Raw genomic sequence first — 25,428 nt, 5'->3', positions numbered from 1 at the left:
GCGGACATCGGAAGGAGGCGGCAGCAAAGACCGAGAACGAGCCGATTTCCCGATGACCGCCGTGCGTTCGCCGATTGCCGCCGTCATCGCGCTCGGCATCACCCAGATCGTCGGATACGGCACGCTCTACTACAGCTTTTCCATTCTTGCCCACGACATGGCCAAGGACTTGTCGTGGCCGGTCGAGTGGCTATTCGGCGCGCTGTCGGCGGCACTGCTCGTCGGCGGACTGACCGCGCCCTGGCTTGGCAACTGGATTGACCGCTATGGCGCCGGCCGCATCATGACGGCCGGTTCGGCTGTCGCGGCCGCAGCACTGGTCGCCTGTGCGGCAGCTCCTGAAGCGATCAGTTTCGTCATCGCGCTGGTGGCGATCCAGGTCGCCTCGAACCTCGTCCAGTATGGCGCGGCCTTTGCGCTGCTCGTCCAGATATCGCCGCGCGACGCCCAGCGCAACATCACCTATCTGACGCTCATCGCCGGCTTCGCCTCGACTGCCTTCTGGCCAATCACCACGGCACTGCACGCGCAGATGTCTTGGCAGGCGGTCTATCTCGTCTTCGCCGTCCTCAACCTGGTCGTTTGCCTGCCGCTGCATGCCTGGCTGTCGTTTCGGCGGACAGGGCAAGGCCAGATTGCCACCGAGCCGCACCAACATGTCGAGGGTTCGCTTGCCGCTGCCGTGCGTCCGCTCGGTTTCGCCCTGATGGTGATTGCGCTCTCGGTACAGAACCTGGTGAGCGCGGCAATTTTGGTCCACATGGTGCCGCTGCTCTCAGGCCTTGGGCTCGGCGCCACGGCTGCTGTCGTCAGCACGCTGTTCGGACCCGCCCAGGTGCTCAGCCGCTTCATCAACATGGTGGCCGGCATCAACCTCGCGCCACTGACACTCGCGATCATCTCGGCTGTGCTGATGACCGCTGGCGTGGGTGTGTTGCTGGCAACCGCTCCGTCGATAGCGGGTGCAATGACCTTCGCCGTCATCTTCGGCATGGGCAATGGTCTGTTCAGCATCGTCACCGGCGCGCTGCCGCTGGCGCTGTTCGGCAGCGACGGCTACGGCCGGCTGCAGGGCCGCGCCATGTCGGCCCGGCTGATCGTCTCTGCCGTCGCCCCCTTCGCACTGGCCTTCGCCATGGCCACCATCGGCATTTCCTGGGCGCTGTCCTTTACCATCCTGCTCGGCGTTGTCGCGCTGGCGATCTTCGTCGCCATCGGCCGCCTGGCCGCGCGCTCGCCCTGGTAGCTCGTCGCGCACCAAGGCCGATGCCGAAGGATCAGGCAGTGTGCCACGCCTGCAACTGGGCCAACGACGCGGTGGCGCCGCCGCAGGCGATCATCAGTACGCGGTTGTAGCGCGAGAGCGCATCCATATGGCTGTAGGCGAGAGCAAGCGTTGCGCCGCAGGCCGGTTCGACCAGTACCCGGTGATCGTCGAGGAAGCGCAGGCAGGCCTCGACGGCAGCATGGTCGCTGACCACGACGCTGTCGACGGACTGGGTCTGCGTCACTTCGAAGGCGCGCTCGCTGACAATGCGGGCGCCGAGTGAGGTGGCGATGCTGGTAATGGCCGGCAACTGCACCCGCTGGCCGGCCTCCATGGCGACAGCAAGCGAGGCAGCGCCCTCTGTTTCGACCGCGATGATCGGGATATGCGCGAGGCTGTTGCGGGCCAGGCCCTCGACAATGCCCGACATCAACCCGCCGCCGCCGACCGACAGGGCAACCGCGTCGAAGGACAAACCTTCCGCGACGACCTCGTCGATCATCGTCGCGTGGCCGGTCCAGAGCAGCGGGTCGTCGAAGGGGTGGATGAAGGCCGTGTCGGCATCGAGCGCCGACATGGCGCGTTCGTTGGCCTCTTGCCATGACGCGCCATGGACGATGACCTCCGCGCCCTCCTGGCGGATCAGCGCCTTGGCCAATTCCGTTGCCGTTTCCGGGACAAAGACCGACACCGGCATGCCAAGCCGGCGGCCGGCGTAAGCGACCGCGATGCCGGCATTGCCGCCGGAGGACGAGACGAAGCGGCGCTTGCCCGCCTTGGCATGATGTTCGCAGGCAGCACCTATGCCGCGAATCTTGAAGGAGCCCGGTGGCTGCAGCGCATCCATCTTCAGCCAGATCGAGCGCCCGGCGGCGAGGCTCAGCGGCCGGGATTCGAGCAGCGGCGTGTTGATGTGCAGGGGCATGGAGTGGCGACCTCGGGGAAAGATGTCTGGTGCTTATGAGCCAAGTCCAGGACCTGCGCCAGAAAGCAGGTGCGGGAAACGACCAAGCCAGTGCCCTCAGCGCGCCGGCATGCCGCTAGGGCGCCAGGCCGGGCGCCGCCGGCGGCATCGGGAATGCCCGCAGCAGCTTGGCCATGGCCGACATGTCCCCGGTGATCCTGGCATCGCCCGCCTTCACCGCCGCCTCGACGGAGACGCCGCCGAACAGAATGCTGTCGAGAACGCTTGAGGTGCCGGAGAACATGGCTTGCGCTGACTTCAAGGCCTCGTCGCCGAACTGGATGTCGAAGCCTTCAGCTGTGCCGGAGACGACAGCCGTGCCGTCGGGCATGTCGAGGCAGATGCAGAAGCCGCCGTCGTCTTGTGGTCTGTACATCGCCCGCATGGCCAGCAGCAACCCGGCCCGGCTGATCGGCAGGCCCTGTTCCAGGAACGGCGAACGGGCGGCCCATTTGCCCAGAGTGACGATGGTGTCCTCGAGCTCGCTGCCCCACTCGGTCAGTTCATAGATCCAGGACGCGGCAGGCGGCGGCAGCTTGCGCCGGCGCACGATGCCTGTTGCCTCCAGCGCTTCCAGGCGCTGGGTCAGCACGTTGGGGCTGATGGTGCGCAGGTCGGTGCGCAGGTCGGTGAAACGCTTGGGCCCGAAGAGCAACTCGCGGACGACAAGCAGCGCCCAGCGCTCACCGATCAGGTCAAGCGCATGCGCCGTCGCACAGCCGTCGTGGTAGCTTCTGCTCTTTTCAGTTCTCATTAAAAACCAAGTAGTTGCTTTTTAGGAGTAGTTAGTTCACACATATCAACATTGTCACGCGCGTACCTGTCGATCAAGCGCTCCAGGAGAGGCGAAGATGGAAGAGCATGGCGATTTGCCCCGGGCGGGGCGCCGTGAATGGTTGGCGATGGCGATCCTCGCCTTGCCGTGCCTGCTGTACTCGATGGATCTGACGGTGCTGAACCTTGCACTGCCGGAGTTGGCGGCCGATCTCGACCCGACGCCAGCTCAGCTGTTGTGGATGGTGGACATCTATGGCTTCATCCTGGCCGCCGCGCTGATCCCGATGGGCGTCGTCGGCGACCGCATCGGCCGCCGGCGCCTGTTGCTGTGGGGCGCATTCGCCTTCGGCGTGGCGTCTCTGATCGCTGCCTTCGCGAGCTCGGCGCCGATGATGATCGCGGCGCGCGCGCTGATGGGCATTGCCGCAGCGACGCTTGCGCCGTCGACGCTGTCGATGGTGCGCAACCTGTTTCCGCACCCCGAGGATCGCAGCAAGGCGATCGGCGTCTGGATCGCCAGCTTCTCCGCCGGTGGTGCCGTCGGTCCACTGGTTGGCGGCGTGCTGCTCGAATATTTCTGGTGGGGATCCGTGTTCCTGATCAACCTGCCCGTCATGGCCCTGCTTCTGGTTCTTGGCCCGAAGATGCTGCCGGAAGCGCGCGACGGCGCGGCGCCACGCCCCGACGTCGCAAGCGCGCTCAGCTTGCTGGTGGCGGTACTTGGCCTGGTCTATGCCATCAAGAAGGTGGCGATGGACGGCTGGAGCGGCGAGGCCGGTCTCGCGCTGGCAGTGAGCATTGTTGCCACGACATTGTTCCTGCACCGGCAGCGGCGGCTCGCGGTTCCGTTCCTCGACCTCGATATGTTTGCCTCGCCGCGCTTTTCGGCAGCGCTGACGATCAACATTCTCGGTTTTTTCGTTGCCTTCGGCATGTTCCTGCTGATGGCGCTGTATTTCCAGCTCGGCCTCGGCCTGACGGAGTTGCAGGCCGGAGTGGCCTCGGCGCCGTCGGGCGTGGCGTTCATCGCCGGTGCAATTGCGGCGCCGGCGATTGCATCACGCCTCGGCACGGTTGCGTTGATGGCGCTCGGTTTCCTCGTCGCAGCCGGTGGCTTCGCGCTGGCGGGAGCCGCAGCCGCCAGCGGCGATCTCACGCTGATGATTGCGGCCTACTGCCTGTTCTCGCTTGGGCTGGCGCCAGTCTTCACCATGACGACCGACGTCATTGTCGGCTCGGTGGCGGCATCACATGCCGGTGCCGCCGCCGGCTTGTCCGAGGCCAGCACCGAACTGGGCGGTGCATTTGGCATCGCCGTACTCGGCAGCCTGCTGACGATGCTCTACCAACTGGCGCTTGTGGACCATCCGCAGCTTGCGGCGTTGCCGATGAACGCAGCACTTGGGCCGGACAATGCCGGTGTGCAGATCGAGGCGGCGCGCGATGCCTTGGGACAAGCGCTCAAGGTCGCCGCATTGCTGTGCAGCGCCATCGCCATCTGCGGCGCCGTGCTGAGCTTGCTGCTGCGTGGCCGCGGCGGGCTGCAGACCGACACGCAAGGCGGCTGAGGGGGCGGATGCACAAGGGTTGCTGCCCGACGACAGTCGGTTCGGCAGCGCTACTTTCGCCAGTCGTATACTCGATCTGACAATCCGGATTCTTGAAGTGAGATCAGTGCTCCCAAGCTTCAGCGAAGGTTGGTCTGACGTTGCTATTCTCAATGAACCAGGTGACCAGCTGAGGCTCATCTATCTTCTCGAACCATTCGGAGGTTCGCTTGAGGTAGATTCCATGCAGTGAGTTGAAGGTTTAATCGTGGAGATCGTCCAGGCTCCTCCAGAGCGAGACAGTTGCGGACATGCGATTGTCGAAGCCGCAGGCCTTCGTTTCCGCAGCTATTGCGTCATCAGCTATCCGCCACAGGAACCCAGGGTGAGCTTCTGCCAAGCGGTAGACGTCTCCAAGGCCGTCCATAGATTCTTTCAATCGCGGATCGTTGGCCGGGCACTTCAGTCGCCCCCAATTCATCTGCGCTATTGTCATTGATGGCTCCTCCCAAGACCCCGGATTCTATCGACGTAGAACCCGTTGTTGCTGGAGAGAGAATTCCATCGTCGGTTTTGTGAAAGCTCGTTAACCGTCAGCCTGCGGATGATCGTCGCCTGCAGTGAGATCGCGAAGAAAGACCCTAAAGGTGCTCCATCGTCAGCCTGCCGTTTGCGACCTTCGCCGCGCCCTCGGCCAGCTCCGCCAGCGTGACCTTGCCGAATTTGGCCAAAAGGATCGCCTCGGCCGCGTCCATCGCTTCGGCGAGCGAGGTGTTGACCGCCTGCTCGATGGTGCAGCTCGGGTTGTCGCCGGCGAGGCCGATGGCGAAGAGCTGTGGGGTGCCTAGCGCCTTGTGGATGTCGAGCAGCGTGATCTCCTCCAGCGACCGCGCCAGCAGCCAGCCGCCGCCATGGCCCTTCTCCGAGCGGACATAACCCTGATCGCGCAGGCCAGCCATGGTCCGGCGTACGACCACTGGGTTGGTGCCGAGCATCATGGCGATTGCGTCCGAGGTCGCGGTTCCCTCGTGGTGCTGCATGTGGATCAGCACATGCAGCATGCGGGAGAGGCGGGTGTCGGATCTCATCGTGCTGTTCTTTCGGCTTTTTGGCGCGGTTCAGCTCGCTGCCGGCGTCTGGTCAGGCCTAACAGATAGTCGGTCACGCAACAACAGGAGTTGCGTGAAGCTTGACGACCACAGTCATGTAACATATGAAGTGTCGTGAAAATGCGAAAGCTCTTCGACCCGCTGGGGAAGCACAGCGCGACCACAGGGCCGCTTCAAAGGATTTTTGGCCATGGACTACGACGTCATCATCGTCGGCGGCAGTTATGCGGGGATGTCGGCGGGCCTGCAGCTTGCCCGCGCCAGGCGCAAGGTTCTGGTCATTGACGTGGGCGAGCGGCGCAACCGCTTTGCCGCGCATTCCCATGGCTTCCTCGGCCAAGATGGCCGCGAGCCGGGCGCGATTGCCGCCGAGGCGCGTGAGCAGCTCGAGCGTTATCCCGGCGTGACGTGGCTGGAGGGCAGGGCAGAAGGTGCGCGGCGGATCGAAGGTGGTTTCGCCGTCGATCTCGGCACTGGCCGTGTGGCGAGCGCCAGGCGATTGGTGCTGGCGGCCGGGGTCTCCGACAGCCTGCCCGAAATCCCCGGCCTGCGCCAGCGCTGGGGCAGATCCGTCTTTCATTGTCCTTATTGCCATGGCTATGAGCTGAACCAGGGCCGGATCGGCGTGCTCGCCGTTTCGGAGCACTCCATGCATCACGCACTGATGCTGCCCGACTGGGGCACGACGACGCTGTTCACCAATGGCGTGTTCACGCCCGACGCCGAGCAGATTCGGCAGCTTGCTGCGCGCGGCGCGACGGTCGAGGCCGCACTCGTCCGCGAGGTCAGGGGCGAGGGCGCCGACCTCGTGCTCGACGATGGTCGGATGTTTGAACTGGACGGGCTGTTTACCATGCCCAGGACATCGCTTCAGATCCCGTGGGTCGAACAACTGGGCTGCGAACTGGAGGCTGGGCCGATGGGCAATTTCGTCAGGACCGACGCGATGAAGCAGACGACGGTGAAGGGCGTGTTCGCATGTGGCGACATTGCGCGGGCGGCAGGCTCGGTGGCGCTGTCGGTGGGCGACGGGGCCATGGCAGGGGCTGCCACGCACCGCTCGCTGATGTTCGAGGCTGACTAAAGGGTCGGACCAGGAAAAGAAAATGCCCGGCAGGTTTGCACCTGCCGGGCTCTTCTTACTGGTGCCGCGGATCAGTCCTTGGCGTTGAGGTTGGTGCCCAGCGTGTCCTTGACGAAGATCACACCGATGATCAGCGTCATTGCGGCAATCGCGATGGGGTACCACAGGCCGTAGTAGATATCGCCGGCCGCGGCACTCATGGCGAAGGCGGTCGCAGGCAGCAGGCCGCCGAACCAGCCGTTGCCGATGTGGTAGGGCAGTGACATGCCGGTGTAGCGGATGCGGGTCGGGAACATTTCGACCAGGATTGCGGCGATCGGACCATAGACCATCGTCACGTACACGACCAGGATGAACAGGATGCCGATCACCATGGGCTTGTTGACGGCAGCCGGATCGGCGACCATCGAGAACGAGCCGCCGCCGGGGATGTTGAAGAAGCCGACTTCAGGTGCACCGGCTGCTTCTTCCGCGGTCACAAGCTTGTCCTTGATCGCCTGTTCGGTTGGCATGGTTGCCTTTTCGCCACCGCGGATCGCGGCTGCGTCGAGCTTCAGCTCGGGGTTGGCAGCGACGAAGGCGTCCAGCTTCTGGTCGGCAACCTTTGCGGCACCACGGACCAGCGGATAGCCGCCGTCGTGGAGAGCGATGTTGACCGCCTTGACGAAGGCGGCGTCGTTCGCCTTGGCGGCATCGCCGGCGGCGACGGCGTCATAGGAGGTGACGGTTGCTTCGCCGATCTTGACCGTGGCAGGAGTGCCGGCGGCGGCCGTGGTGACGACGTCATAAGGAACCGAATTGCGGGTCAGGAACGACGTCGCGATATCGCAGGAGGTGGTGAACTTGGCTGTGCCCACCGGGTTGAACTGGAACTTGCAGTCGCCAGGAGCGGCAGTGACGGTGGCACGAACGTTCTGCTGGGCAGTGGCCAGTGCCGGGTTTGCGGCCCAGGTCAGCGCCTTGAACAGCGGGAAGTAGGTGACGATGGCAAGCGCCAGGCCGGCCATGATGATCGGCTTGCGGCCGATCTTGTCCGACAGCCAGCCGAAGAAGACGAAGAAACCGGTACCGAGCAGCAGCGAAACGGCGATCATGATGTTGACCGACTGTGCATCGACCTTGAGCACGTTTGTCAGGAAGAACAGCGCGTAGAACTGGCCCGAGTACCACACCACGGCCTGGCCGGCGGTGAGGCCGAACAGTGCGAGCAGCGCGATCTTGGCGTTCTTCCACTGGCCGAAGGCTTCCGACAGCGGCGCCTTGGAACCCTTGCCCTCTTCCTTCATGCGCTGGAAGGTCGGCGATTCCGACAGCGACAGACGGATCCACACCGAGATGCCAAGCAGGATGAACGAAAGCAGGAACGGAACGCGCCATCCCCAGGCGGCGAAGTCTTCCTTGCCGAGCCAAGTCTGGACGACCAGGATAACGATCAGCGACAGGAAGAGGCCGAGCGTCGCCGTAGTCTGGATCCACGAAGTGTAGTAGCCGCGACGGTCGTCGGGCGCGTGCTCGGCGACATAGGTCGCAGCACCGCCATATTCACCGCCGAGTGCCAGGCCCTGCAGCATGCGCAGCGCAATCAGGATGATCGGCGCGGCGATGCCGATGGTGGCCGAGCCGGGCAGCAGACCGACAAAGAAGGTCGACAGGCCCATGATCAGGATGGTGACGAGGAAAGTGTATTTACGGCCGACGAGATCGCCGATGCGGCCGAAGACCAGCGCGCCGAACGGGCGAACCAGGAAGCCTGCTGCGAAGGCGAGCAGCGCGAAGATGTTGCGGGTGGCCTCGGGATACGAGGCAAAGAAGGTCGCACCGATGAAGGCAGCGAGTGAACCGTAAAGATAGAAATCGTACCATTCGAAGACGGTACCGAGCGACGAAGCGAAGATGACTTTCTTCTCTTCTCGCGACATGCCGCGCGCACGGGCGCCGGCGGTTGCCGAAATTGCCATAAAAATCTCCTCCCAGAGTGCCGGCGGCAAGGGCCTGGAGAGCAATCTCCGCGCGAATCCGCCTGACCAAACGACGTCGAATTGATAACGCCGCGATACGGCCGTTATCCATCGCTGCTTTGGGATTATGACTTTGGTCGTAGAGGCAAGCGCGAAGTCGTCGCGGGCTTTTATGCTGCATTGCAAACGATGATGCAGGGCCTGGCGAGAAAACGCGGACGGCTGAACTTATGCGTTTGCCAGTGAAGAAGACCTGGTATGCCGGGCATGTCCGGCGGATGCTGCCCGGCGCCAAATTGCGCGCCGGGCAGGATTGCGGGGAAGCGGGCTCAGGCGGCCCGTTCTTCCTTCTCGACGAGGTAGCCGCGATCGCGCAGCCACCTTGCAATGATGATCTCAACCATCGATGACACCGAGCGGTGGTCATCCTTGGCTGCCTTGACGAGCGCCTCCTTGAGGTCGCGTTCGATACGGAATCCGAGTGGATGAGTCTTAGACATGATGATTCCTGAGACTGTTTCGGGAATGTCCCGGAGGGGGCAGATGTGACCAGCCCTGACGGCGAGCTTGATGCTGTAGCCGTTGCCGACCGATCATGCGGCGCAGGTGGGGCGCGTTGCGCCGTTCAGGCGCGAGCCGGAGGCGCGCGCGGCTCGCTGGTTCGGTAGCGCAGGAAGCTGAAAAGCGGGTCGATGGCCAGCGAACCGCTGGTCAGATCGACGGCCGAAAGGGTGTTGGCGATACGCAGCAGGGCGCTGTCGTCGCTGCCGTCCCCGTTCAGTTCGGCAAGGGCAAGGCATGTGTCGCTGCAGGCGGGAAGCGTACCGGGGTCATCGGTGACCCGATCGGTGCCTTCGTCGAGCGAGAGATTTGCTTCAGGATGATAGCCGGCCGCGTGCGCGTGGGTCGATGCAACCGAGACGCTGAGTGCAGCAAAGAGCGATAGCAACAACAACAACAGGCATGAGAGCAGACTTCTGCTCCTTCGCCCCTGCTGCTGCTGTCTGCGCTGATACAATTGCTGCCTCTGACTGCCTCTGCACGATTCCGCCAATGGGGGCGGATATAGTTACTTTAGAGTAACAGATTGTACCGGCACGGCAATATGCAAATGTATGATAGCGTATAAGATTCAGAAGGTTTCTGTTGGCATCTGCATACAATTAAAAGTTGCCTTATGCAACCGGCAAAGGAAGCCCGGCCGAAGCCGGGCTCCCTTTTTCGCCTTAGGGCTTTGCTCAGACGAGCGATGCCGTGAAGCGCTGGATGCGCGTGCAGGCTTCCTCGAGCAGCTTCTCCGACGTCGCGTAGGAGATGCGGAAGTTCGGGCCGAGGCCGAAGGCCGAACCGAACACCACCGCCACGCCTTCGGCTTCAAGCAGCTCGGAGCAGAAGGTTTCGTCGCCGTCGATGATCTTGCCGCCTTGCGTCTTCTTGCCGATCAGGCCGGCGCAGGACGGGTAGACGTAGAAGGCGCCTTCCGGCGACGGGCAAGTGATGCCGCGCGCCTGGTTGAGCATCGACACGACGAGGTCGCGGCGGGCCTGGAAGATCGCCTTGTTCTTGGCGATGAAGTCCTGCGGGCCATTGAGTGCTTCGACCGACGCCCACTGAGCGATGGTGCAGGCGCCCGAGGTCTGCTGCCCCTGGATCATGTCCATCGCCTTGATCAGCGCGATCGGACCGGCGGCATAGCCGATGCGCCAGCCGGTCATGGCATAGGCTTTCGACACGCCGTTCATCGTCAGCGTCCGGTCATAGAGCGCGGGCTCGACTTCGGCGATGGTCTTGAAGACGAAGTCGCCATAGGTCAGGTGCTCGTACATGTCGTCGGTCAGCGTCCAGACATGCGGATGCTTGAGCAGCACGTCGGCGATGGCGCGCAGCTCGGCTTCGGTGTAGGCGGCACCTGACGGGTTCGACGGCGAGTTCATCAGTAGCCACTTGGTCTTCGGCGTGATCCTGCGCTCAAGTTCCGCTGCCGTCAGCTTGAAGCCGTTGTCGATCGACGTTTCGGCGAACACCGAGGTGCCGCCGCAGATCGCCACCATCTCGGGATAGCTGACCCAGTAGGGACGGGGGATGATGACTTCGTCGCCGGGGTTTAGCGTCGCCATGAAGGCGTTGAACAGGATCTGCTTGCCGCCTGTGCCGACGATTGTCTGCTCCGGCTTGTAGTCGAGATTGTTTTCGCGCTTGAACTTGGCGGCAATGGCCTCGCGCAGCGGTGCGATGCCGGAGACCGGCGGGTACTTGGTCTCGCCGCGGCGGATCGCTTCGATCGCTGCATTCTTGATATTGTCCGGGGTGTCGAAGTCCGGCTCGCCTGCGCCGAGGCCGATGACGTCGCGACCGGCGTTTTTCAGCTCGCGCGCTTTCTGCGTGACCGCGATGGTCGCGGAAGGCTTAACGCGGGAAAGGGCATCGGCAAGAAAGGCCATGACTTCAGGTCTCCGGTTCGGAAAGGGCGCGGTCGCTCGACCGCCTTTGCGCATCCAACGGAATGCGCGGCGCTGTAATGTCGCATGACGCAGGGAATCGCAAGCGGATTGACGTTTCGGGAGGCCTGGATGTGATGGTCCAGAAGCCGGTGGAAGCTGTGCATAAACAGTCGGCTGGGCGGCGTTCGTTCAAGTTTGAGCCATCGCGTTAACCGCCGATCAAATCTTCGATGAGATTTTGGCGGGGCAATTTCGCAGCTTTCCGGAAATAGGACGGACCGTGTCGAAGAGCATCGGGCTCGCCCAAATCATCCGGCACGACGACGGATCTGCGTCCGGCGTCTGGGGTGTGCATGCCCTGCGCAGCGCGTTTCAGCCGATTTACGCCTTTCAGTCGGGCCGCTTGCTGGTCACCGCCTTCGAAGGGCTGATCAGGCCGTTTCGCGGGACTGAGGCCGTGCCGCCAGGCATCTTCTTCGCTGCCGTGGAAGGCATCGAGCGGCTGCATGTCGAAACGCTGACCCGGACGCTGCACCTCCTGAACGCCGCCGTGTTCCTACCCAAGGAAGCGTCGATCTTCATCAATTTCGATCCATCGGTGTTTCTCGACCGCTCGATCTCGGAACACGCGCTGCGCGACATGCGCCAGGTGCTCAACGAAACCGGCATCGATCCGCGCCGCATCGTCTGCGAGGTCACCGAGAAGAAGCCAGCCTCCGAAGAGGCGCTGTTCGAATTCGTCAGGGCGCTGAAAGGGAGCGGCCTGCGCATCGCAGTCGACGATTTCGGCTCGGACGACTCCGACATCAAGCGCATCCGGGACATCAAGCCCGACATCGTCAAGTTCGATGCCCACTGGATCAGCCGGCTGATGGAATCGGGCGCGGGTTTCGCGCTGCTCAAGGAGATGGTGGCGAATTTCGAGGACAAGGGCATCCGCACAGTTTTCGAGGGGCTCGAGGAAAGCTGGCAGTTGCAACTGGCCGAGCGTTCCGGCGCCTCGATGGTGCAGGGCTTCGTTCTGGCTCTGCCGGAAATCGTGCCGGCGAATTTTTCCCACTTCGAACCGGTGGCGCCCGAAGCCGCCGGAGATCACCGGACGGAGCTTTTGCCCGCCGGAGTTGCCGATGCGGTTGCCGTTCGCGCGCCGCGATCAAGCCGAAGCTTCGGCAAGAGGACAGTGCATGAGTGACGTGGTTTTCGGGTTTGGCGCGTTGCCTCGGGACCTGGTGGCAAGGATCGCCGCCGACGAAATTGGCCTGGAGTTCGGCGTTCACGGTGAGTTTCGCCTGCGTTGCGCGATCCAGCCGATCTTCCGGCATGAAGACGGCCGCCTGACGCCGGTCGCCGCCGACGCCCAGGTGGTGCCGTATCGCGAGGGACGGCCGGTCGCGATTGGCGAATTCCTCGCCGAGATAGCCGATGAGGAACGCGCGATCGTCGGACGTGTCTGGGCGGTGTTGCCGCTTGCCAACGCCCACAATATGGGCGTCAAGGGCATCGCGCTGCTGTTCAGGCAGGACATCAATGGTGATGCACCCGATCTCGACGATCTGGGTTTCATGGTCCGGCGCCTCAAGGGCGAAGGTTTCGAGGCGTCGCAACTGATCTGCGAGATCGGCGGCGACGAAAAGCTGGCTTGCGAACTGCGGGCGCTTGGAATGCGTGTCGCTCTGGGGCAGCCAGGCTCGGCGCAGCATGACGTCGACGCCGTCAAGCGTGTGCTGCCCGATATCGTCAGGCTCGATCGCGCCTCGTTCGAACGCTTCTGCGCCGACGCCGCGACCGGGCGGCTGCTGCGTCCGGTGGTGTCGGAACTCAAGACGCTTGGTGTCGACGTGCTCGTTGAGGGCATCGACAATGAGAGCCGCCTGGAAATTGCGCTTGGCGCCGGTGTCGACCTGTTCCAGGGCGATCTGCTCGAGCCTGCAAAGCTGGTCGGCAGTGTGTTTGCCGAAGGGGCGCGCGAAACGTCGCAATATCGTCGCGGCGAATGCGTGGTGGTGCCGCTGTTCGGCTGACACGGTACGAAAGATCACCAAAGCTGATGCCTCGCACCAGAACAATTCGCTGGATCGACTCACCTCAGGGACGATAATCGCTGACCAAACGGGGTGAATGCGATGATCACGATCTATGGAATGAGCGACAGCGGCAACAGCTACAAGCCGCGGCTTTTGATGGCCAAGCTCGGCCGGCCGTTCCGCCATGTCGAGACCAGCTCGCGCGACGGCTCCACACGTACGCCCGCTTACCTCGCCAAGAACGCCAACGGAAAGGTGCCGCTGCTCGAGCTCGACGATGGCCGCTTCCTTGCCGAGTCCAACGCGATCCTGCTCCACATGGCCGAAGGGACACGGCTTTTGCCGGCAGACGCCTACCAGCGGGCGCTGGTCTTTCAATGGCTGTTTTTCGAACAGTACAGCCACGAACCCTTCGTTGCTGTCAGGCGGACGATGTTCCTCTACCCCGAGCGCGCCGCCCAGGCGACGCCGGAGCGCATGCAGGCTTTGCTCGACGGCGGCAACAAGGCGCTTGGGGTGATGCAGGTGCAGCTCGAGAAGACGCCGTTCCTGGCCGGAGATGCGATGAGCGTCGCCGATATTGCACTCTATGCCTACACCCATGACGCGACCATCGGCGGCTATGACCTGGATGCGTTCCCTGCGGTGAAGGCCTGGCTTGCCCGCGTGGCAGCGGACGAGGGCCATGTGCCGCTGACCTGGCTGCCGTGAACGCCTGATCCTGAAATGCAAGAAGGCCCGAAGATGCGATCTTCGGGCCCCTTTTTAAGACGTCCAGGCGAGTTTCGAGCCGCGACCCTGTCTGCGCAAAAAGAAAAAGGCGGGGTGTGACCCCGCCTTCCGCTGTCAGCAGCTGATCCTGGATCACCTGACCCGGGCTCACGGCAATCTGCCGCATCGTCCTTCGGGTCAGAGATTCCGGCGCGCTTGTCGCGCAGCCGCCAGTACATCCGTGACTTGCATCGCGATTGGAGCTTTCGCTCCCGCGCGCCTTAAATCAGACTGCCTTGAGCTGGCCAGCCGACGAACGGCCCGTGCGACGGTCCTGCTCGATTTCGAAGCTGACCTTCTGGCCGTCGGCCAGCGAGCCCATGCCCGAACGCTCGACAGCCGAGATGTGGACGAAAACGTCCGCGCCACCTGCGTCGGGCTGAATGAAGCCGAAGCCCTTGGTTGCGTTGAACCACTTAACGGTGCCAGTAGCCATATTGAATATCCTTGTCGTTTGCAGTTTTTCTTGACCAAGCGAGCATGCCCAGTCGTGGTATCGAGATTTTGGGGAGAGACGTCTGCAAACGCGAGAGTGTCGCGGGGCACGGATCTGTCGGCCGAAATATCAACGTGCCGGATATAAGGGCAAATGGCCGCAAGTGCAAGCCCTTGCAAATAGTGGCGCTTGAAACCTGCCTCAATTGCCATGCAACCATGGCGGGCGCAGGGTGTTATATTGCCTGGCGCCCATGGCATTGCGAGCGATGCAAGATGAGGCGCTGTAACGTTCGGCCGGCGCCAGCCGTTGCGCGAAGTCCGGGAGGTTCTCATGAAAGCCATTTTGCTTGCCGCGTGCCTGACACTGATGGCAGCCGAAGCGCAGGCCGCGTCGCGCTACGTATCGACGAAAATGAGCTGCGCCCAGACGCAGAGCGTCGTGCGCAACCAGGGCGCGGTGATCCTGCGCTGGACGTCGCCGACGTCGGGCGTGCCGCGTTATGATCGTTATGTCGCCAACGACCATTTCTGCTCGGCCGGCGAAGAGGCGCGCCGGGCATATGTACCGACGGCCGATGCGCGGTCCTGCCCGGTCTACAATTGCAAGCGAATCGAGCGCAATTTCTTCAAGCGCCGGCTGTTTCCGCTGAGCGACTGAACGCAAGCGGACAATTGATCTCGCTCTGAAACGCTTTCTGCGCGCCGGAGCGCGCCGTCAGGCGCAGCTCCCGCAGTTGTGTGCTCTTCTTTTCATCCCCTGTCAGAACCCGAACGATGCCTGGGTGGATGGCGGCGGGCCAACGCGCACGCCCTCGAGCACCAGCATCTTTTCCTTCATGTTCGAGCCGCCGGTTGCCGAAAAGCCGCCGATCTTGCCGCCGGCGGCGAGGATGCGGTGACACGGAATGACGAGGGGAATAGGGTTCGCCCCCAGTGCCGAGCCAGTTTCGCGGAACAGACCCTTCCGGCCGGCCTTCTCGGCCAGCCCGCCATAGGTGGTGGTCTCGCCATAGTGAAGGTTTCGGGCGGCGGCATAGATGTCGCGGCGGAAATCGTCGATGCCGGCGAGATCGACCGGGACATCGGAGAAATCGACGTCCTCGCCGTCGGCATAGCGCCTGATGTCGGCGATCAGCGCGGTGATCCATGGTGGCGGCGTATGGTCGCCCGCGGCCGTGGCCTGACCGGCCAGTCGCAGCAGTCGGCGCTCGGCGGCGTCGCGGGTTTTTTCCGGCAGGCAAAGCCTGACAAGCCCGGTCTTGCTCCATGCCAGCGCCATGAAGCCGAGGGCCGTCTCGAAGACGGCGCGGCCGGGCAGGGGATGGAAAATGCTGGGGTCCACGACCGTTCCTTTCGTCCTGGCAGCTGGCGTGAATTCGGTACAAATCAGGAACAATGTGCCATGATCTGTGTGCGCATGCCACCCGAAAACCGTATCCACCTGTGGATTGCCGGGGCTCATACGTTGTTGTAGAGAGGGTCGGGCGGGACGAAATCATTAACAGAGTGTGCATTTGCCGGCGATAAAGACTCACCTGCTGATCTCGGTGGCATTGGCGACGGCATTGCTGTCGGGCTGCCAGACCAACACAGCGGCTCTCAACACCGATCTTTCGACGGCCGCCGACGTGGCCTTGAACGCCGAGATTGCGCCCGCTTCGACGGAGGTCGCCGATCTCGCGCTGCCGGAAACCGTGGCAGTGCTGCCGACCGCATCATATGCCTCCACCGAAGCTTCGCCGGCCACTGCCGTGCTCGCTGCCGCAGCGCCCGCTGCCGATGCTTCGGATGTCGCGGGTGCCGCTGACGCCGCGACGCCGGCCACAAGCGAGGCCGCTGCCGTGACCGTTGCTGCCGCGCCGCCGGTGCCTGCTGCTGGTGCCGAAAAGGCGACTGGCGCTGCTGGTGGCGAAAAGGCAGTTGCCGCTGCGCCGATCGCGCCTGCTGCTGATGCCGCAAAAGCTGTTGCCGTTGCCGCCACCGCGCCCAAGGCTCCTGCCTTGGCCAAGGGCCCGGTCGACCCGATGTCGGTGCCGATGGCCGGCGGCGAAATCGTTGCCACAGCCGACAAGCTTGTCGGAGAGTTTCCGTCCGCGCCGACGATCGCCGACGATGCCCTGCCGGCCAGCGCGCCGGTGCCGCGCAGCTACCAGGTCGCGTCGCTGGGCAATGTCGCGCCCGAAAGCTTCGCCACCTCGTCCTATGCCGCGCCCGATAGCCCGGCACTTGCCTCTCGCGGCAAGATCGACGAGCTGATCTCGAAATACGCGGCTCTCTATGAGGTGCCCGAGCGGCTTGTGCGGCGCGTGGTCAACCGCGAGAGCACCTTCAACCCGATGGCCTTCAACAACGGCCATTGGGGGCTGATGCAGATCAAGCACGCCACCGCGCGCGGCATGGGTTATGACGGCCCGGCGCGCGGCCTGTTCGATGCCGAGACCAATCTGAAATACGCGGTCAAATATCTGCGCGGCGCTTTCATGGTCGCCGATGGCGACGAGGACAAGGCCGACAAGCTTTACCAGAGCGGCTATTATTACCACGCCAAGCGCAAAGGCCTGCTCGACGAGACCGGGCTCGGCCGCGACCGCGCCCGTCACCGCGGCTAGACTTGCCGATGCCATCGCCGCAGGGGGAAAACGACGTCCGCCTGCGCAGGGTGCTGCCCGGCGAACTGCGACCCCCGCGCTGGCCCGCTGGCTTTTCGATGCGGACGTTTCAGGCCTCCGACGCGGTTGCACTTTACGATCTGCTTGAGCTCGTCTTCGACGACGGCATGAACGGCCCGTTCGACCAGTGGTGGCCACGACTCGAGGCCGACTCGGAATTTGACCCTGAACTTTGTTTCCTGGTCTTCGATAACGAGGGCCGGTTGGCGGGCGCTGCCTTGAGCTGGACCAGCGGCTTCCTGAAAGACCTTGCCGTTCGTCCCGACAGTCGCGGCAAGGGCATCGCCGAGGCCTTGCTGTGGCATGTCTTTGCCATATTTGCTGCGCGGGGCGCGAGCCATATCGACCTCAAGACCAACCTGGTCGACAACTCGGCTGCTGTTCGGCTCTATCTCAGGCTCGGCATGACCGAGGTGGACTGGGGTGGCTAAATTCTGCAGCCGAAAATAGCAGCCATCATGGATGTTTTCGATTTTGGGCTATTCAGATAATCGAACAGCATTACGCCTGATCAGCGATAGCGCGTTTCATCTCCAGAGCCCAAGCGCGCCCTTCATCCCCTCCCCAGAGCAGCCAGGCGATGTAGCCGGCTGACGGGTTCTGCTCGTTGCCAAAATTCTTGCCGCGCTTGTCGACCTCGTGGCGGGCGAAGTAGCTGACCATGCGCTTGATGGTATGGGGCGTAAGCTCGGTACGGGCGACAAGCTCCTCGGCGCGGCCGACGCCGATCTCTGTGCCGCCGCGGCCGAACTGCCTTCTCAATACGAGTCCCCTGGCGGCGTTGTCGGCGACCACCTGTGGCGGGATCAGGCTGACACCGGATGCCTCGCGGCGGATCTCGTCGAACGGGTCGTAGGCGTATGGCATGCGGCGATTCCTGGCTGGCGGGGCAGGGTAGCCGGATGGGGGTGGGATGACGAGGGGGTGAGGTGACGGGCTTCCGAGGGTGGTTTCGCCGAACGGCTGTTCAGACAGCAGGCGAGGTCTGGCGCGGTGCCAGTCTGTGGGCGGCGTGCGCTTCTTCGACCACCCCCACCCCGATCCGCGTCGCGGATCGACCCCTCCCCACAAGGGGGAGGGTAAGTCCGGCCTCTCACTTCGAAGCGTAGATGGCGCAGTTGCCGGTGGTTTTCATCTTGTACTTCTTGCCGACCGAATTGCAGCGCTCTAACGCTTGCTTTTCGGCTGCTGCCTGGGACGGCGCGTTAAGGGAAGCGCCGCAGTAAAAGGCTTCGACGGCACCAAGATGCGTCTGGGCATAGGCCGAGTGGCCGGGGGCGGCGACATACTTCTTATAACCGTCCTTGCATGGACCAGTCGTGTTCCCGAACTGCGCCGCGTACCGCTTCTTGCCTTCGTTGCCGGCCAGCGAGCCCTTGTCCTTGGCCATTGCCGCGACCGGTACGGCCGCAACCAGAAGTCCCGCCAGCACCGGTGCCAGTGCCAGCCGCATAGTTTTCAGTTTCATTCGCAAATACCCCCCACCTGATGGTGAAGAGTTAGCTGCAATCTATGCGGGTGGGAAGGTGGGGCGAGGCAATTCATGCAGTTTCGTTAAGACGACGCCTGCGTATTTCAGTTCTGCCGTAGTGCTTTGCCGGCAGGAAGCCGCAGGACGCCCCGGGCTGGTTATGCGCCGGTGAAGCTCTTCTTCTGCCCTGCAGATGAATGCGCCACATGGCAAGTGTGCCAGCGTTTGCGCTGCCCCTCATCTGCCTGCCGGCTTCTTCTCCCCGTAAACGGGGAGAAGAGAAGCTGTGGCGACGTCCTGGCTTTTACTTGAAGTAATCCTGCAGTGGACGCACTTCGAGCGAGCCGGCCTTCAGCGCGGCGATGGCCTCGGCGACGGCGGCAGCACCCGACAGGGTGGTGTAGTAAGGCACCTTCTGCATCAGTGTGGCGCGGCGGATCGACTTCGAGTCCGAGACTGCCTTCTGGCCATCGGTGGTGTTGAAGACGATCTGGATCTGGCGGTTGCGGATGGCGTCCTCGATGTGAGGGCGGCCTTCGAGCACCTTGTTGATCTTCTCGGCCGGCACGCCGTTTTCATTGAGGAAGCGCGCGGTGCCCGAGGTTGCCAGCACCTTGAAGCCGAGGCCGGACAGGCGCTGGACGGCGCCGAGGATGCCGGCCTTGTCCTCGTCGCGGACCGAGACGAACAGCGTGCCCGAGCGCGGCAGGTCGACTCCGGCACCGAGCTGAGCCTTGGCGAAGGCGAGCGCGTAGTCGCGGTCGAGGCCCATGACCTCGCCGGTCGACTTCATCTCAGGCCCGAGCAGGATGTCGACGCCGGGGAAGCGGGCAAACGGGAACACCGCTTCCTTGACCGCGATGTGGCCGGGATTGCGGGCATCGGGCTTTTCGCCATAGTGGGCAAAGGCCTCGTCGAGGCTCTCGCCCGACATGATGCGGGCGGCGATCTTGGCGATCGGCTTGCCGACGGTTTTGGCCACGAAGGGCACGGTGCGCGACGCTCGCGGGTTCACTTCCAGCACATAGATGGTGCCGTCCTTGATGGCATATTGCACGTTCATCAGGCCGCCGACATTGAGCGCGCGCGCCATGGCCGAAGTCTGGCGCTCGAGCTCGTCGACGAGGTCGGACGGCAGCGAGTGGACCGGCAGTGAGCAGGCCGAGTCGCCCGAGTGGATGCCGGCTTCCTCGATATGCTCCATGATCCCCGAGACATAGGTCGTCTTGCCGTCGCAGAGGCAGTCGACGTCGACCTCGATGGCGCCAGAGAGATAGGTGTCGAACAGCAACGGGTTCTTGCCGAGCAGTGTGTTGATCTGGCCGGTCTTGTCGTTGGGGTACTTCTGCTTGATGTCCTCGGGCACCAGGCCCGGCACGGTGTCGAGCAAATAGGACTGCAGCATGCCCTCATTGTGGATGATCTGCATGGCGCGGCCGCCGAGCACGTAGGACGGGCGCACGACCAGGGGGAAACCGAGCTCGCCGGCAACGGTGCGGGCCTGCTCGACGGAATAGGCGATGCCGTTCTTGGGCTGCTTCAGGTCGAGCTTGTGCAAGAGCTTCTGAAAGCGGTCACGGTCCTCGGCGAGGTCGATGGCGTCGGGCGAGGTGCCGAGGATCGGGATGCCGGCTTTTTCAAGCGCATCCGCGAGCTTGAGCGGCGTCTGGCCGCCAAACTGGACGATGACGCCATGCAGGGTGCCGGCGGCCTGTTCGGCGCGCAGGATCTCGAGCACGTCTTCCGCCGTCAGCGGCTCGAAATACAGGCGATCTGAGGTGTCGTAGTCGGTCGAGACGGTCTCTGGATTGCAGTTGACCATGATCGACTCGTAGCCTGCCTCGCGCAGTGCATAGGCGGCATGGACGCAGCAATAGTCGAACTCGATGCCCTGGCCGATACGGTTGGGGCCGCCGCCCAATATGACCACCTTCTTGCGATCCGAAACCTGGGCCTCGTCGGCCACAGCGCCAGCGAAGGGCAGCTCATAGGACGAGTACATGTAGGCCGTCGGCGAGGCGAATTCGGCGGCGCAGGTGTCGATGCGCTTGTAGACCGGGTGGACGCCGAGCTTCTGGCGTTGCTTTTGAACGGCTTCGGCCTCGGTCTTGGTGAGCGAGGCGAGGCGGGCGTCCGAAAAACCCATCGACTTCAGCATGCGCAGGTTTTCGGCATCCTGCGGCAGGCCGTGCTCGCGGACGCGTGCTTCCATCGCAATGATGCCGGCGATCTGCTCGAGGAACCACGGGTCGATCTTGCACATGGCGTGCACGTCTTCGAGCGAGGTGCCCATGCGGATCGCCTGGGCAACCATGCGCAGGCGGTCGGGCGTCGGCGTGCCCAAGGCAGCACGGATGGCGTTGCGGTCGTCGCCGCTGTCGCCGTCGGTGCCGATGCCGGGGATCTCGATCTCGTCGAGGCCGGTAAGGCCGGTTTCGAGGCCACGCAAAGCCTTCTGCAGCGATTCCTGGAAAGTGCGGCCAATCGCCATGACCTCGCCGACCGACTTCATGGCGGTGGTCAGCACGGGCGAGGCGCCGGGGAACTTCTCGAAGGCGAAGCGCGGGATCTTGGTGACGACGTAGTCGATCGACGGCTCGAACGACGCGGGCGTGGCGCCGCCGGTGATGTCGTTTTCAAGCTCATCGAGCGTGTAGCCGACGGCGAGCTTGGCCGCGATCTTGGCGATCGGGAAGCCGGTGGCTTTCGAGGCGAGCGCCGAGGAGCGCGAGACGCGCGGGTTCATCTCGATGACGACGAGGCGGCCGTCGGCCGGGTTGACGGCGAACTGGACGTTGGAGCCGCCCGTCTCGACGCCGATCTCGCGCAGCACCGCGATCGAGGCGTTGCGCATGATCTGGTATTCCTTGTCGGTCAAGGTCAGCGCCGGGGCCACCGTGATCGAGTCGCCGGTGTGCACGCCCATCGGGTCGATGTTCTCGATCGAGCAGATGATGATGCAGTTGTCGGCGCGGTCGCGCACGACCTCCATCTCGTATTCCTTCCAGCCGAGCACCGATTCCTCGATCAGGACTTCGGTGGTGGGGGAGGCATCGAGACCGCTCTGGACGATGTCGAAGAATTCCTGGCGGTTGAAGGCGATGCCGCCGCCGGTGCCGCCCATGGTGAAGGACGGGCGAATGATGGCGGGCAGTCCGACATGGTCGAGCGCCTGGGCGCCGATCGCCATGCCGTGATTGATGTAGCGCTGCTTGCGGTCGCCTTCGCCGAGGTTCCACTGGGTTTCGAGCGCGTCGAGGGCTGCGTCGAGATTGGCCGGGTTCTCGGCCTTCAGCGCGGCGCGCTCGGCCTCATGCTTCTTGCGGTCGGCGTCCTTGACGTCGGAGGCGTTGGCCAGCATCGAGCGCGGGGTTTCCAGGCCGATCTTGGCCATGGCCTCGCGGAACAGCGAGCGGTCCTCGGCCTTGTCGATGGCGTGCGCGTCGGCACCGATCATCTCGACATTGTAGCGCTCGAGCACGCCCATGCGGCGCAGCGAAAGCGCGGTGTTGAGCGCGGTCTGGCCGCCCATCGTCGGCAGCAGTGCGTCGGGGCGCTCCTTGGCGATGATCTTGGCGACGACCTCAGGCGTGATCGGCTCGATGTAGGTGGCATCCGCCAGTTCCGGATCGGTCATGATCGTCGCCGGGTTGGAGTTGACCAGGATGACCCGGTAACCCTCTTCCTTCAGCGCCTTGCAGGCCTGGGTGCCGGAATAGTCGAACTCGCAGGCCTGGCCGATGACAATGGGACCGGCGCCGATGATCAGGATGGACTTGATGTCGGTGCGTTTTGCCATTGTGTACGGTCCGTAAGATATGCCTGCGCGAAGAACCGGGACGGGAGAATCCCGGCCGGTGCGCAAGAGAGAGTCAACTAGAGGCTAGGCGCGCCTTATAGGGGAAGGTTGGGGAGGGGGGAACCCCAAAAAATGCTTTTCCTGTGCCGGGATGCGGCTTTGATGCGCGTCGGTTGCCCACAGTGCGTGTCCGGATATCGGAAGGGCAGCCGCTGAGGTCCGCGACTGCCCATCTGGAGCGGGTTTTGGCCTAGGCTGCCTGCTTGATGCTGGCGCCGAATTCCTTGAAACGCTTGATCGCATGGTCCGCTTCCACGAGCATTTCGGCGAAGTAGAGGCCCGGCGCGGGCGCTGCCTTGCCGTCGAGGCCTACCAGCCGCTCGACCGCTAGTGCGACGGCGAGCGCTGTGACCGGCGCCTGTCCTTCGGGATGGACGAATTCGTAGCGGCTACGGCCCTCTGTGCCGTCTTTTCTCTTGCCCGAGATGGCGATGGTGATCTCGGTGGAGAAATGCTCGCCGCGATGGCGGCTTGCGGTTTCGCCGAGCGCAAAATCGAACAGCACCGTCTCGGCGCCGGTGGTGACCGGCAGGCTAAAGACGTCGAATGGTGCATAGGACAGACCTGGCACCTGCCTGCCGTCGACACTCGTCACGCTGCGGCCTTGTTCGCCCGAGGGTTTCCAATGCCATTTGCCGCTTTCGAGGCCCAGGGTGCTGGACATCATTGTGAGGCGGGTGAAGTCGGCTTCGGCGGCGGGGCCGCCCATGTCGTGTTCGTCGAGAAGGGCGGTGATTTCGATCGAATCCACGGTCTCGAACTGCCTGGCGAAATGCACGACGGCGAGGCTCGCGGCACCGCCGAGCCAGCTGCTGCCCATCAGGAACGGCGCGTTCGCCTTGTGGGCATAAAGCGCTATCTCCGGTCCGATCTCCTGGATGCCGGTCGAAACGCTGAGATAGGGCACGGCGTTGGTCTGGGCGTAGTGGAGGGCGTTGAGCGTGTCGTCATAGACGAACATGGCAATGGCGCTGAAGCCTTTGTTTGCCGCTACGCCGAGGTCCTTGCGGTTGAGGTCGATGACGACAGCCTCGGCATTGCCGATCTCCTTGGCGACGGCTTCGGCTTTCTCAAGATTGCGGCCGCCGATGGCGATGGGGAGTTTGGGGTGCAGCTTGCGCAGGGTGCGGGCGGCGAGCGCGCCGACGAAACCGGCACCGCCGATGATCAGGACGGGCTTGTGCGTGGTCATTTGGGCAGTACTCCTCCGTGGCCGCGCGAAGGCGGCGCTCTAACGTCTGGATTGGAATGAGGTGAAGGCGGCGAGCGAACCAGCCGCCGGATGTCAGTCGAGCTTGACCAGCATCTTGCCGAGGTTGTCGCCGGAGAAGAGCCCGATGAAGGCCTGGGGCGCGTTTTCGAGACCCGAGACGACCGTGTCGCGATAGGTCACGCGGCCATCGGCCAGCCAGCCGGCCATGTCGGCGATGAATTCTGGCAGGATGTCGAAGTGATCCAGCACGAGAAAGCCGCGCATGCTGATGCTCTTGATGACCATTGCGGCGAGATTGTCGGGACCGGGAACGGGCTTTTCGTCATTGTAGCCGGAGATCATGCCGCAGATGGCGAAGCGGGCGCGGGGCTTGGCTGCTTCGAGCGCTGCCCTGAGGTGGTCGCCGCCGACATTGTCGAAATAGACGTCGATGCCTTCGGGCGCTGCTTTTTTCAGTGCCTCGGTCAGGTCGCCTGCCGTGCGGTAGTTGATGATGGCGTCGGCGCCGAGTTCCTTGACCCAGCGAGCCTTTTCCTCCGAGCCTACGGAAGCGACGACACGGGCTCCCTTGAGCTTGGCGATCTGCACCGCCATCGAACCAACGGCGCCGGCGGCGGCCGAGACGAAGACGGTTTCACCGGCCTTGAGCCCGGCTATGCGGAGCAGGCCGACATAGGCGGTGTGACCAGGGATGCCCAACGGGCCGAGCCAGGCTTCGGCCGGCGCCTTCGAGGTGTCGATCTTGTTTGCGGTGGCAGCGTCGACGAGCACGTGATCGCGCCAGCCGGAGAAGTGGCTGACCATGTCGCCGGCCTTGAACTCGGGATGGGCGGACTGCTCGACGATACCGACGGCGGAGCCTTCAAGCGGCTGGCCGATCTCGAAGGGGGCGATGTAGCTCGGCCTGTCGGTCATGCGGCCACGCATGTAGGGGTCGACCGACATGAACAGCGTTTTGACCAGCAATTGGCCTGCGGCAGGAGCCGGCAAGCTGCGTTCGACAAGTTGGAAGTTGTCGGCGCCCGGCAGGCCGGCCGGGCGACTCTTCAGGTGGATTTCACGGGCTGCAATGGACATTGAATTCCCCTATATGTGTAGTCATCTACCATGTGTAGCTTACTCTTTGTAAGTTACTAATGGTAACATATGTAGCGTGTGGCGATGTTCAAGCCACGGGCCGAAAAATTTCTGACCGGATGCGAAGGCGATGACGACTGCAAGTTCGATGAAAAAACTGCCGAAGGCCGAACGCCGCGCGCAGCTGCTGGAAGCAGCCCAGGAGATTGTGCGCGAGGAAGGCACCGACGCGCTGACGCTCGCCCGGGTCGCTGAACGGGCAGGGGTAAGCAAGCCGATCGCCTATGAGCATTTCGGCACAAGGGCGGGGCTGCTGATGGCGCTGTTCTCCTCCTACAACGAGCTGCAGCTGGCGACGCAGCGCGAGGCCCTTGCCAGCTGCGGCAAGACGTTGCGTGATGTGGCCGGCATTCTGGGCGAGGCCTATGTGCGTTGCGCCAGCCGCGCCGGCCCCGAGGCCGGAGCAGTGTTTTCGGCACTCTCGGGCACGGAGGAGATGGACGAGTTTCGCCAGACGCTGCGCAACGGCTATCTCAAGGAATATCGCGATGCGGTTTCGCGCTTCGTCGATCTGCCCGCCGATATCGGCGAACCCGTCTTGTCGGGACTTCTCGGGGCGGCCGAGGCCGTGTCGCGTGATACGGCGGCCGGGCGTATCTCATATGACGATGCCGTTGCAGCGTTGACCGAGCTGTTCACGGCGACGCTGGAGCGGTTTCGCCGCTGATTTCAGGCATATTGCCCGTAAAGGCTGTCAAC

The 25,428-nt window shown here is 63.5% G+C and carries 24 protein-coding genes and 1 pseudogene; 10 read left to right on the top strand and 15 right to left on the bottom strand.

Translation table 11 applies throughout. The features are described 5' to 3' along the window. The first annotated feature begins 52 nt into the window (after positions 1 to 52). Positions 53 to 1,246: an arsenite efflux MFS transporter ArsK gene (gene arsK, locus HNQ95_RS01205; protein WP_182573284.1), complete on the top strand. Its 1,194-nt coding sequence runs from the start codon at positions 53 to 55 to the stop codon at positions 1,244 to 1,246. A 31-nt stretch (positions 1,247 to 1,277) separates the two neighbouring features. On the opposite strand, the gene HNQ95_RS01200 is transcribed toward arsK, so the two are convergent. Both HNQ95_RS01200 and HNQ95_RS01195 read right to left on the bottom strand, forming a co-directional pair. After that, complete coding sequence (locus HNQ95_RS01200; protein ID WP_154384823.1) at positions 1,278 to 2,192, bottom strand: pyridoxal-phosphate dependent enzyme; 915 nt, start codon at positions 2,190 to 2,192, stop codon at positions 1,278 to 1,280. Positions 2,193 to 2,307: 115 nt separating this feature from the next. Next, positions 2,308 to 2,985, bottom strand: a complete 678-nt coding sequence (locus HNQ95_RS01195) for a winged helix-turn-helix transcriptional regulator (protein ID WP_182573283.1) — start codon at positions 2,983 to 2,985, stop codon at positions 2,308 to 2,310. 97 nt (positions 2,986 to 3,082) lie between these two features. Here HNQ95_RS01195 and HNQ95_RS01190 point away from each other — a divergent pair, with 97 nt between their 5' ends. Next, positions 3,083 to 4,576 (top strand): MFS transporter, encoded by a 1,494-nt coding sequence (locus tag HNQ95_RS01190; RefSeq protein ID WP_067959704.1) that lies wholly within the window; start codon positions 3,083 to 3,085, stop codon positions 4,574 to 4,576. A gap of 103 nt (positions 4,577 to 4,679) precedes the next feature. On the opposite strand, the pseudogene HNQ95_RS34140 reads toward HNQ95_RS01190, so the two are convergent. Together HNQ95_RS34140 and HNQ95_RS01175 are read right to left on the bottom strand one after the other, a co-directional pair. Next, positions 4,680 to 5,036, bottom strand: a pseudogene (locus HNQ95_RS34140) (DUF3291 domain-containing protein). Positions 5,037 to 5,196: 160 nt separating this feature from the next. Beyond that, entirely contained in the window at positions 5,197 to 5,643 is a 447-nt protein-coding gene (locus HNQ95_RS01175) for an RrF2 family transcriptional regulator (protein WP_067959707.1), read from the bottom strand. A 211-nt stretch (positions 5,644 to 5,854) separates the two neighbouring features. Here HNQ95_RS01175 and HNQ95_RS01170 point away from each other — a divergent pair, with 211 nt between their 5' ends. After that, positions 5,855 to 6,748 (top strand): NAD(P)/FAD-dependent oxidoreductase, encoded by an 894-nt coding sequence (locus HNQ95_RS01170; RefSeq protein WP_067959709.1) that lies wholly within the window; start codon positions 5,855 to 5,857, stop codon positions 6,746 to 6,748. Positions 6,749 to 6,819: 71 nt separating this feature from the next. On the opposite strand, the gene HNQ95_RS01165 is transcribed toward HNQ95_RS01170, so the two are convergent. From HNQ95_RS01165 to HNQ95_RS01150, 4 genes are all read right to left on the bottom strand, one after another. Beyond that, positions 6,820 to 8,706: an MFS transporter gene (locus HNQ95_RS01165; protein ID WP_182573281.1), complete on the bottom strand. Its 1,887-nt coding sequence runs from the start codon at positions 8,704 to 8,706 to the stop codon at positions 6,820 to 6,822. A gap of 329 nt (positions 8,707 to 9,035) precedes the next feature. Beyond that, positions 9,036 to 9,206 carry a type II toxin-antitoxin system antitoxin gene (locus tag HNQ95_RS01160; RefSeq protein WP_018428911.1) on the bottom strand — a complete coding sequence of 57 codons (171 nt, stop codon included), beginning with the start codon at positions 9,204 to 9,206 and terminating at the stop codon, positions 9,036 to 9,038. Between the two features lie 125 nt (positions 9,207 to 9,331). Then, on the bottom strand, positions 9,332 to 9,724 hold the full coding sequence (locus tag HNQ95_RS01155; protein ID WP_154384827.1) for a hypothetical protein: 393 nt from the start codon (positions 9,722 to 9,724) through the stop codon (positions 9,332 to 9,334). 220 nt (positions 9,725 to 9,944) lie between these two features. After that, a complete protein-coding gene (locus HNQ95_RS01150; RefSeq protein ID WP_182573280.1) occupies positions 9,945 to 11,147 on the bottom strand; it encodes a pyridoxal phosphate-dependent aminotransferase in 1,203 nt (400 codons plus the stop codon). Positions 11,148 to 11,427: 280 nt separating this feature from the next. On the opposite strand from HNQ95_RS01150, the gene HNQ95_RS01145 reads away from it, so the two are divergent. The 3 genes from HNQ95_RS01145 (at position 11,428) to HNQ95_RS01135 (ending at position 13,882) form a co-directional block, all read left to right on the top strand. Continuing rightward, positions 11,428 to 12,339 (top strand): EAL domain-containing protein, encoded by a 912-nt coding sequence (locus tag HNQ95_RS01145; RefSeq protein ID WP_182573279.1) that lies wholly within the window; start codon positions 11,428 to 11,430, stop codon positions 12,337 to 12,339. After that, the gene (locus HNQ95_RS01140) at positions 12,332 to 13,168 is read left to right on the top strand and encodes an EAL domain-containing protein (RefSeq protein WP_182573278.1); all 837 of its coding nucleotides are present in this window, start codon (positions 12,332 to 12,334) and stop codon (positions 13,166 to 13,168) included. The genes HNQ95_RS01145 and HNQ95_RS01140 overlap by 8 nt, the downstream gene beginning before the upstream one ends. Positions 13,169 to 13,270: 102 nt before the next feature. Continuing rightward, positions 13,271 to 13,882, top strand: coding sequence for a glutathione S-transferase family protein (locus HNQ95_RS01135; RefSeq protein ID WP_067959727.1), 612 nt, complete (start codon positions 13,271 to 13,273; stop codon positions 13,880 to 13,882). A gap of 286 nt (positions 13,883 to 14,168) precedes the next feature. On the opposite strand, the gene HNQ95_RS01130 is transcribed toward HNQ95_RS01135, so the two are convergent. After that, the gene (locus HNQ95_RS01130; protein ID WP_067959730.1) at positions 14,169 to 14,378 is read right to left on the bottom strand and encodes a cold-shock protein; all 210 of its coding nucleotides are present in this window, start codon (positions 14,376 to 14,378) and stop codon (positions 14,169 to 14,171) included. 333 nt (positions 14,379 to 14,711) lie between these two features. Between HNQ95_RS01130 and HNQ95_RS01125 the strand changes: the two genes are divergently transcribed. Next, the gene (locus HNQ95_RS01125) at positions 14,712 to 15,038 is read left to right on the top strand and encodes a hypothetical protein (RefSeq protein WP_154384829.1); all 327 of its coding nucleotides are present in this window, start codon (positions 14,712 to 14,714) and stop codon (positions 15,036 to 15,038) included. A gap of 102 nt (positions 15,039 to 15,140) precedes the next feature. Here the strand turns inward: HNQ95_RS01125 and HNQ95_RS01120 are convergent, their stop codons facing one another. Continuing rightward, entirely contained in the window at positions 15,141 to 15,659 is a 519-nt protein-coding gene (locus HNQ95_RS01120; protein WP_067966283.1) for a methylated-DNA--[protein]-cysteine S-methyltransferase, read from the bottom strand. A 235-nt stretch (positions 15,660 to 15,894) separates the two neighbouring features. On the opposite strand from HNQ95_RS01120, the gene HNQ95_RS33515 reads away from it, so the two are divergent. Both HNQ95_RS33515 and HNQ95_RS01110 read left to right on the top strand, forming a co-directional pair. Continuing rightward, positions 15,895 to 16,989 carry a lytic transglycosylase domain-containing protein gene (locus HNQ95_RS33515; protein WP_246340510.1) on the top strand — a complete coding sequence of 365 codons (1,095 nt, stop codon included), beginning with the start codon at positions 15,895 to 15,897 and terminating at the stop codon, positions 16,987 to 16,989. 2 nt (positions 16,990 to 16,991) lie between these two features. Next, the gene (locus tag HNQ95_RS01110; RefSeq protein WP_371818636.1) at positions 16,992 to 17,480 is read left to right on the top strand and encodes a GNAT family N-acetyltransferase; all 489 of its coding nucleotides are present in this window, start codon (positions 16,992 to 16,994) and stop codon (positions 17,478 to 17,480) included. 70 nt (positions 17,481 to 17,550) lie between these two features. Here HNQ95_RS01110 and HNQ95_RS01105 read toward each other — a convergent pair whose 3' ends face one another. The 5 genes from HNQ95_RS01105 to HNQ95_RS01085 all read right to left on the bottom strand — a co-directional run bounded on the left by HNQ95_RS01105 (position 17,551) and on the right by HNQ95_RS01085 (position 24,669). Further along, entirely contained in the window at positions 17,551 to 17,916 is a 366-nt protein-coding gene (locus HNQ95_RS01105; protein WP_067959738.1) for a hypothetical protein, read from the bottom strand. 226 nt (positions 17,917 to 18,142) lie between these two features. Then, positions 18,143 to 18,502, bottom strand: a complete 360-nt coding sequence (locus HNQ95_RS01100) for a hypothetical protein (RefSeq protein WP_246719216.1) — start codon at positions 18,500 to 18,502, stop codon at positions 18,143 to 18,145. 322 nt (positions 18,503 to 18,824) lie between these two features. Continuing rightward, entirely contained in the window at positions 18,825 to 22,319 is a 3,495-nt protein-coding gene (gene carB / locus HNQ95_RS01095; protein ID WP_067959741.1) for a carbamoyl-phosphate synthase large subunit, read from the bottom strand. Between the two features lie 250 nt (positions 22,320 to 22,569). Beyond that, positions 22,570 to 23,571, bottom strand: a complete 1,002-nt coding sequence (locus HNQ95_RS01090) for a saccharopine dehydrogenase (protein ID WP_067959743.1) — start codon at positions 23,569 to 23,571, stop codon at positions 22,570 to 22,572. Between the two features lie 93 nt (positions 23,572 to 23,664). After that, positions 23,665 to 24,669 carry an NADP-dependent oxidoreductase gene (locus HNQ95_RS01085; RefSeq protein WP_083948523.1) on the bottom strand — a complete coding sequence of 335 codons (1,005 nt, stop codon included), beginning with the start codon at positions 24,667 to 24,669 and terminating at the stop codon, positions 23,665 to 23,667. Between the two features lie 148 nt (positions 24,670 to 24,817). Between HNQ95_RS01085 and HNQ95_RS01080 the strand changes: the two genes are divergently transcribed. Further along, positions 24,818 to 25,396, top strand: a complete 579-nt coding sequence (locus HNQ95_RS01080) for a TetR/AcrR family transcriptional regulator (RefSeq protein WP_246719215.1) — start codon at positions 24,818 to 24,820, stop codon at positions 25,394 to 25,396. The last annotated feature ends 32 nt before the right edge of the window (positions 25,397 to 25,428 follow it).

Origin of the sequence: Aminobacter ciceronei (genome assembly GCF_014138625.1) — a bacterium.
Classification (GTDB): domain Bacteria; phylum Pseudomonadota; class Alphaproteobacteria; order Rhizobiales; family Rhizobiaceae; genus Aminobacter; species Aminobacter ciceronei.
The sequence above is the reverse complement of the archived record's forward strand: the minus strand, read 5'-3'. Positions and strand labels throughout refer to the sequence as shown.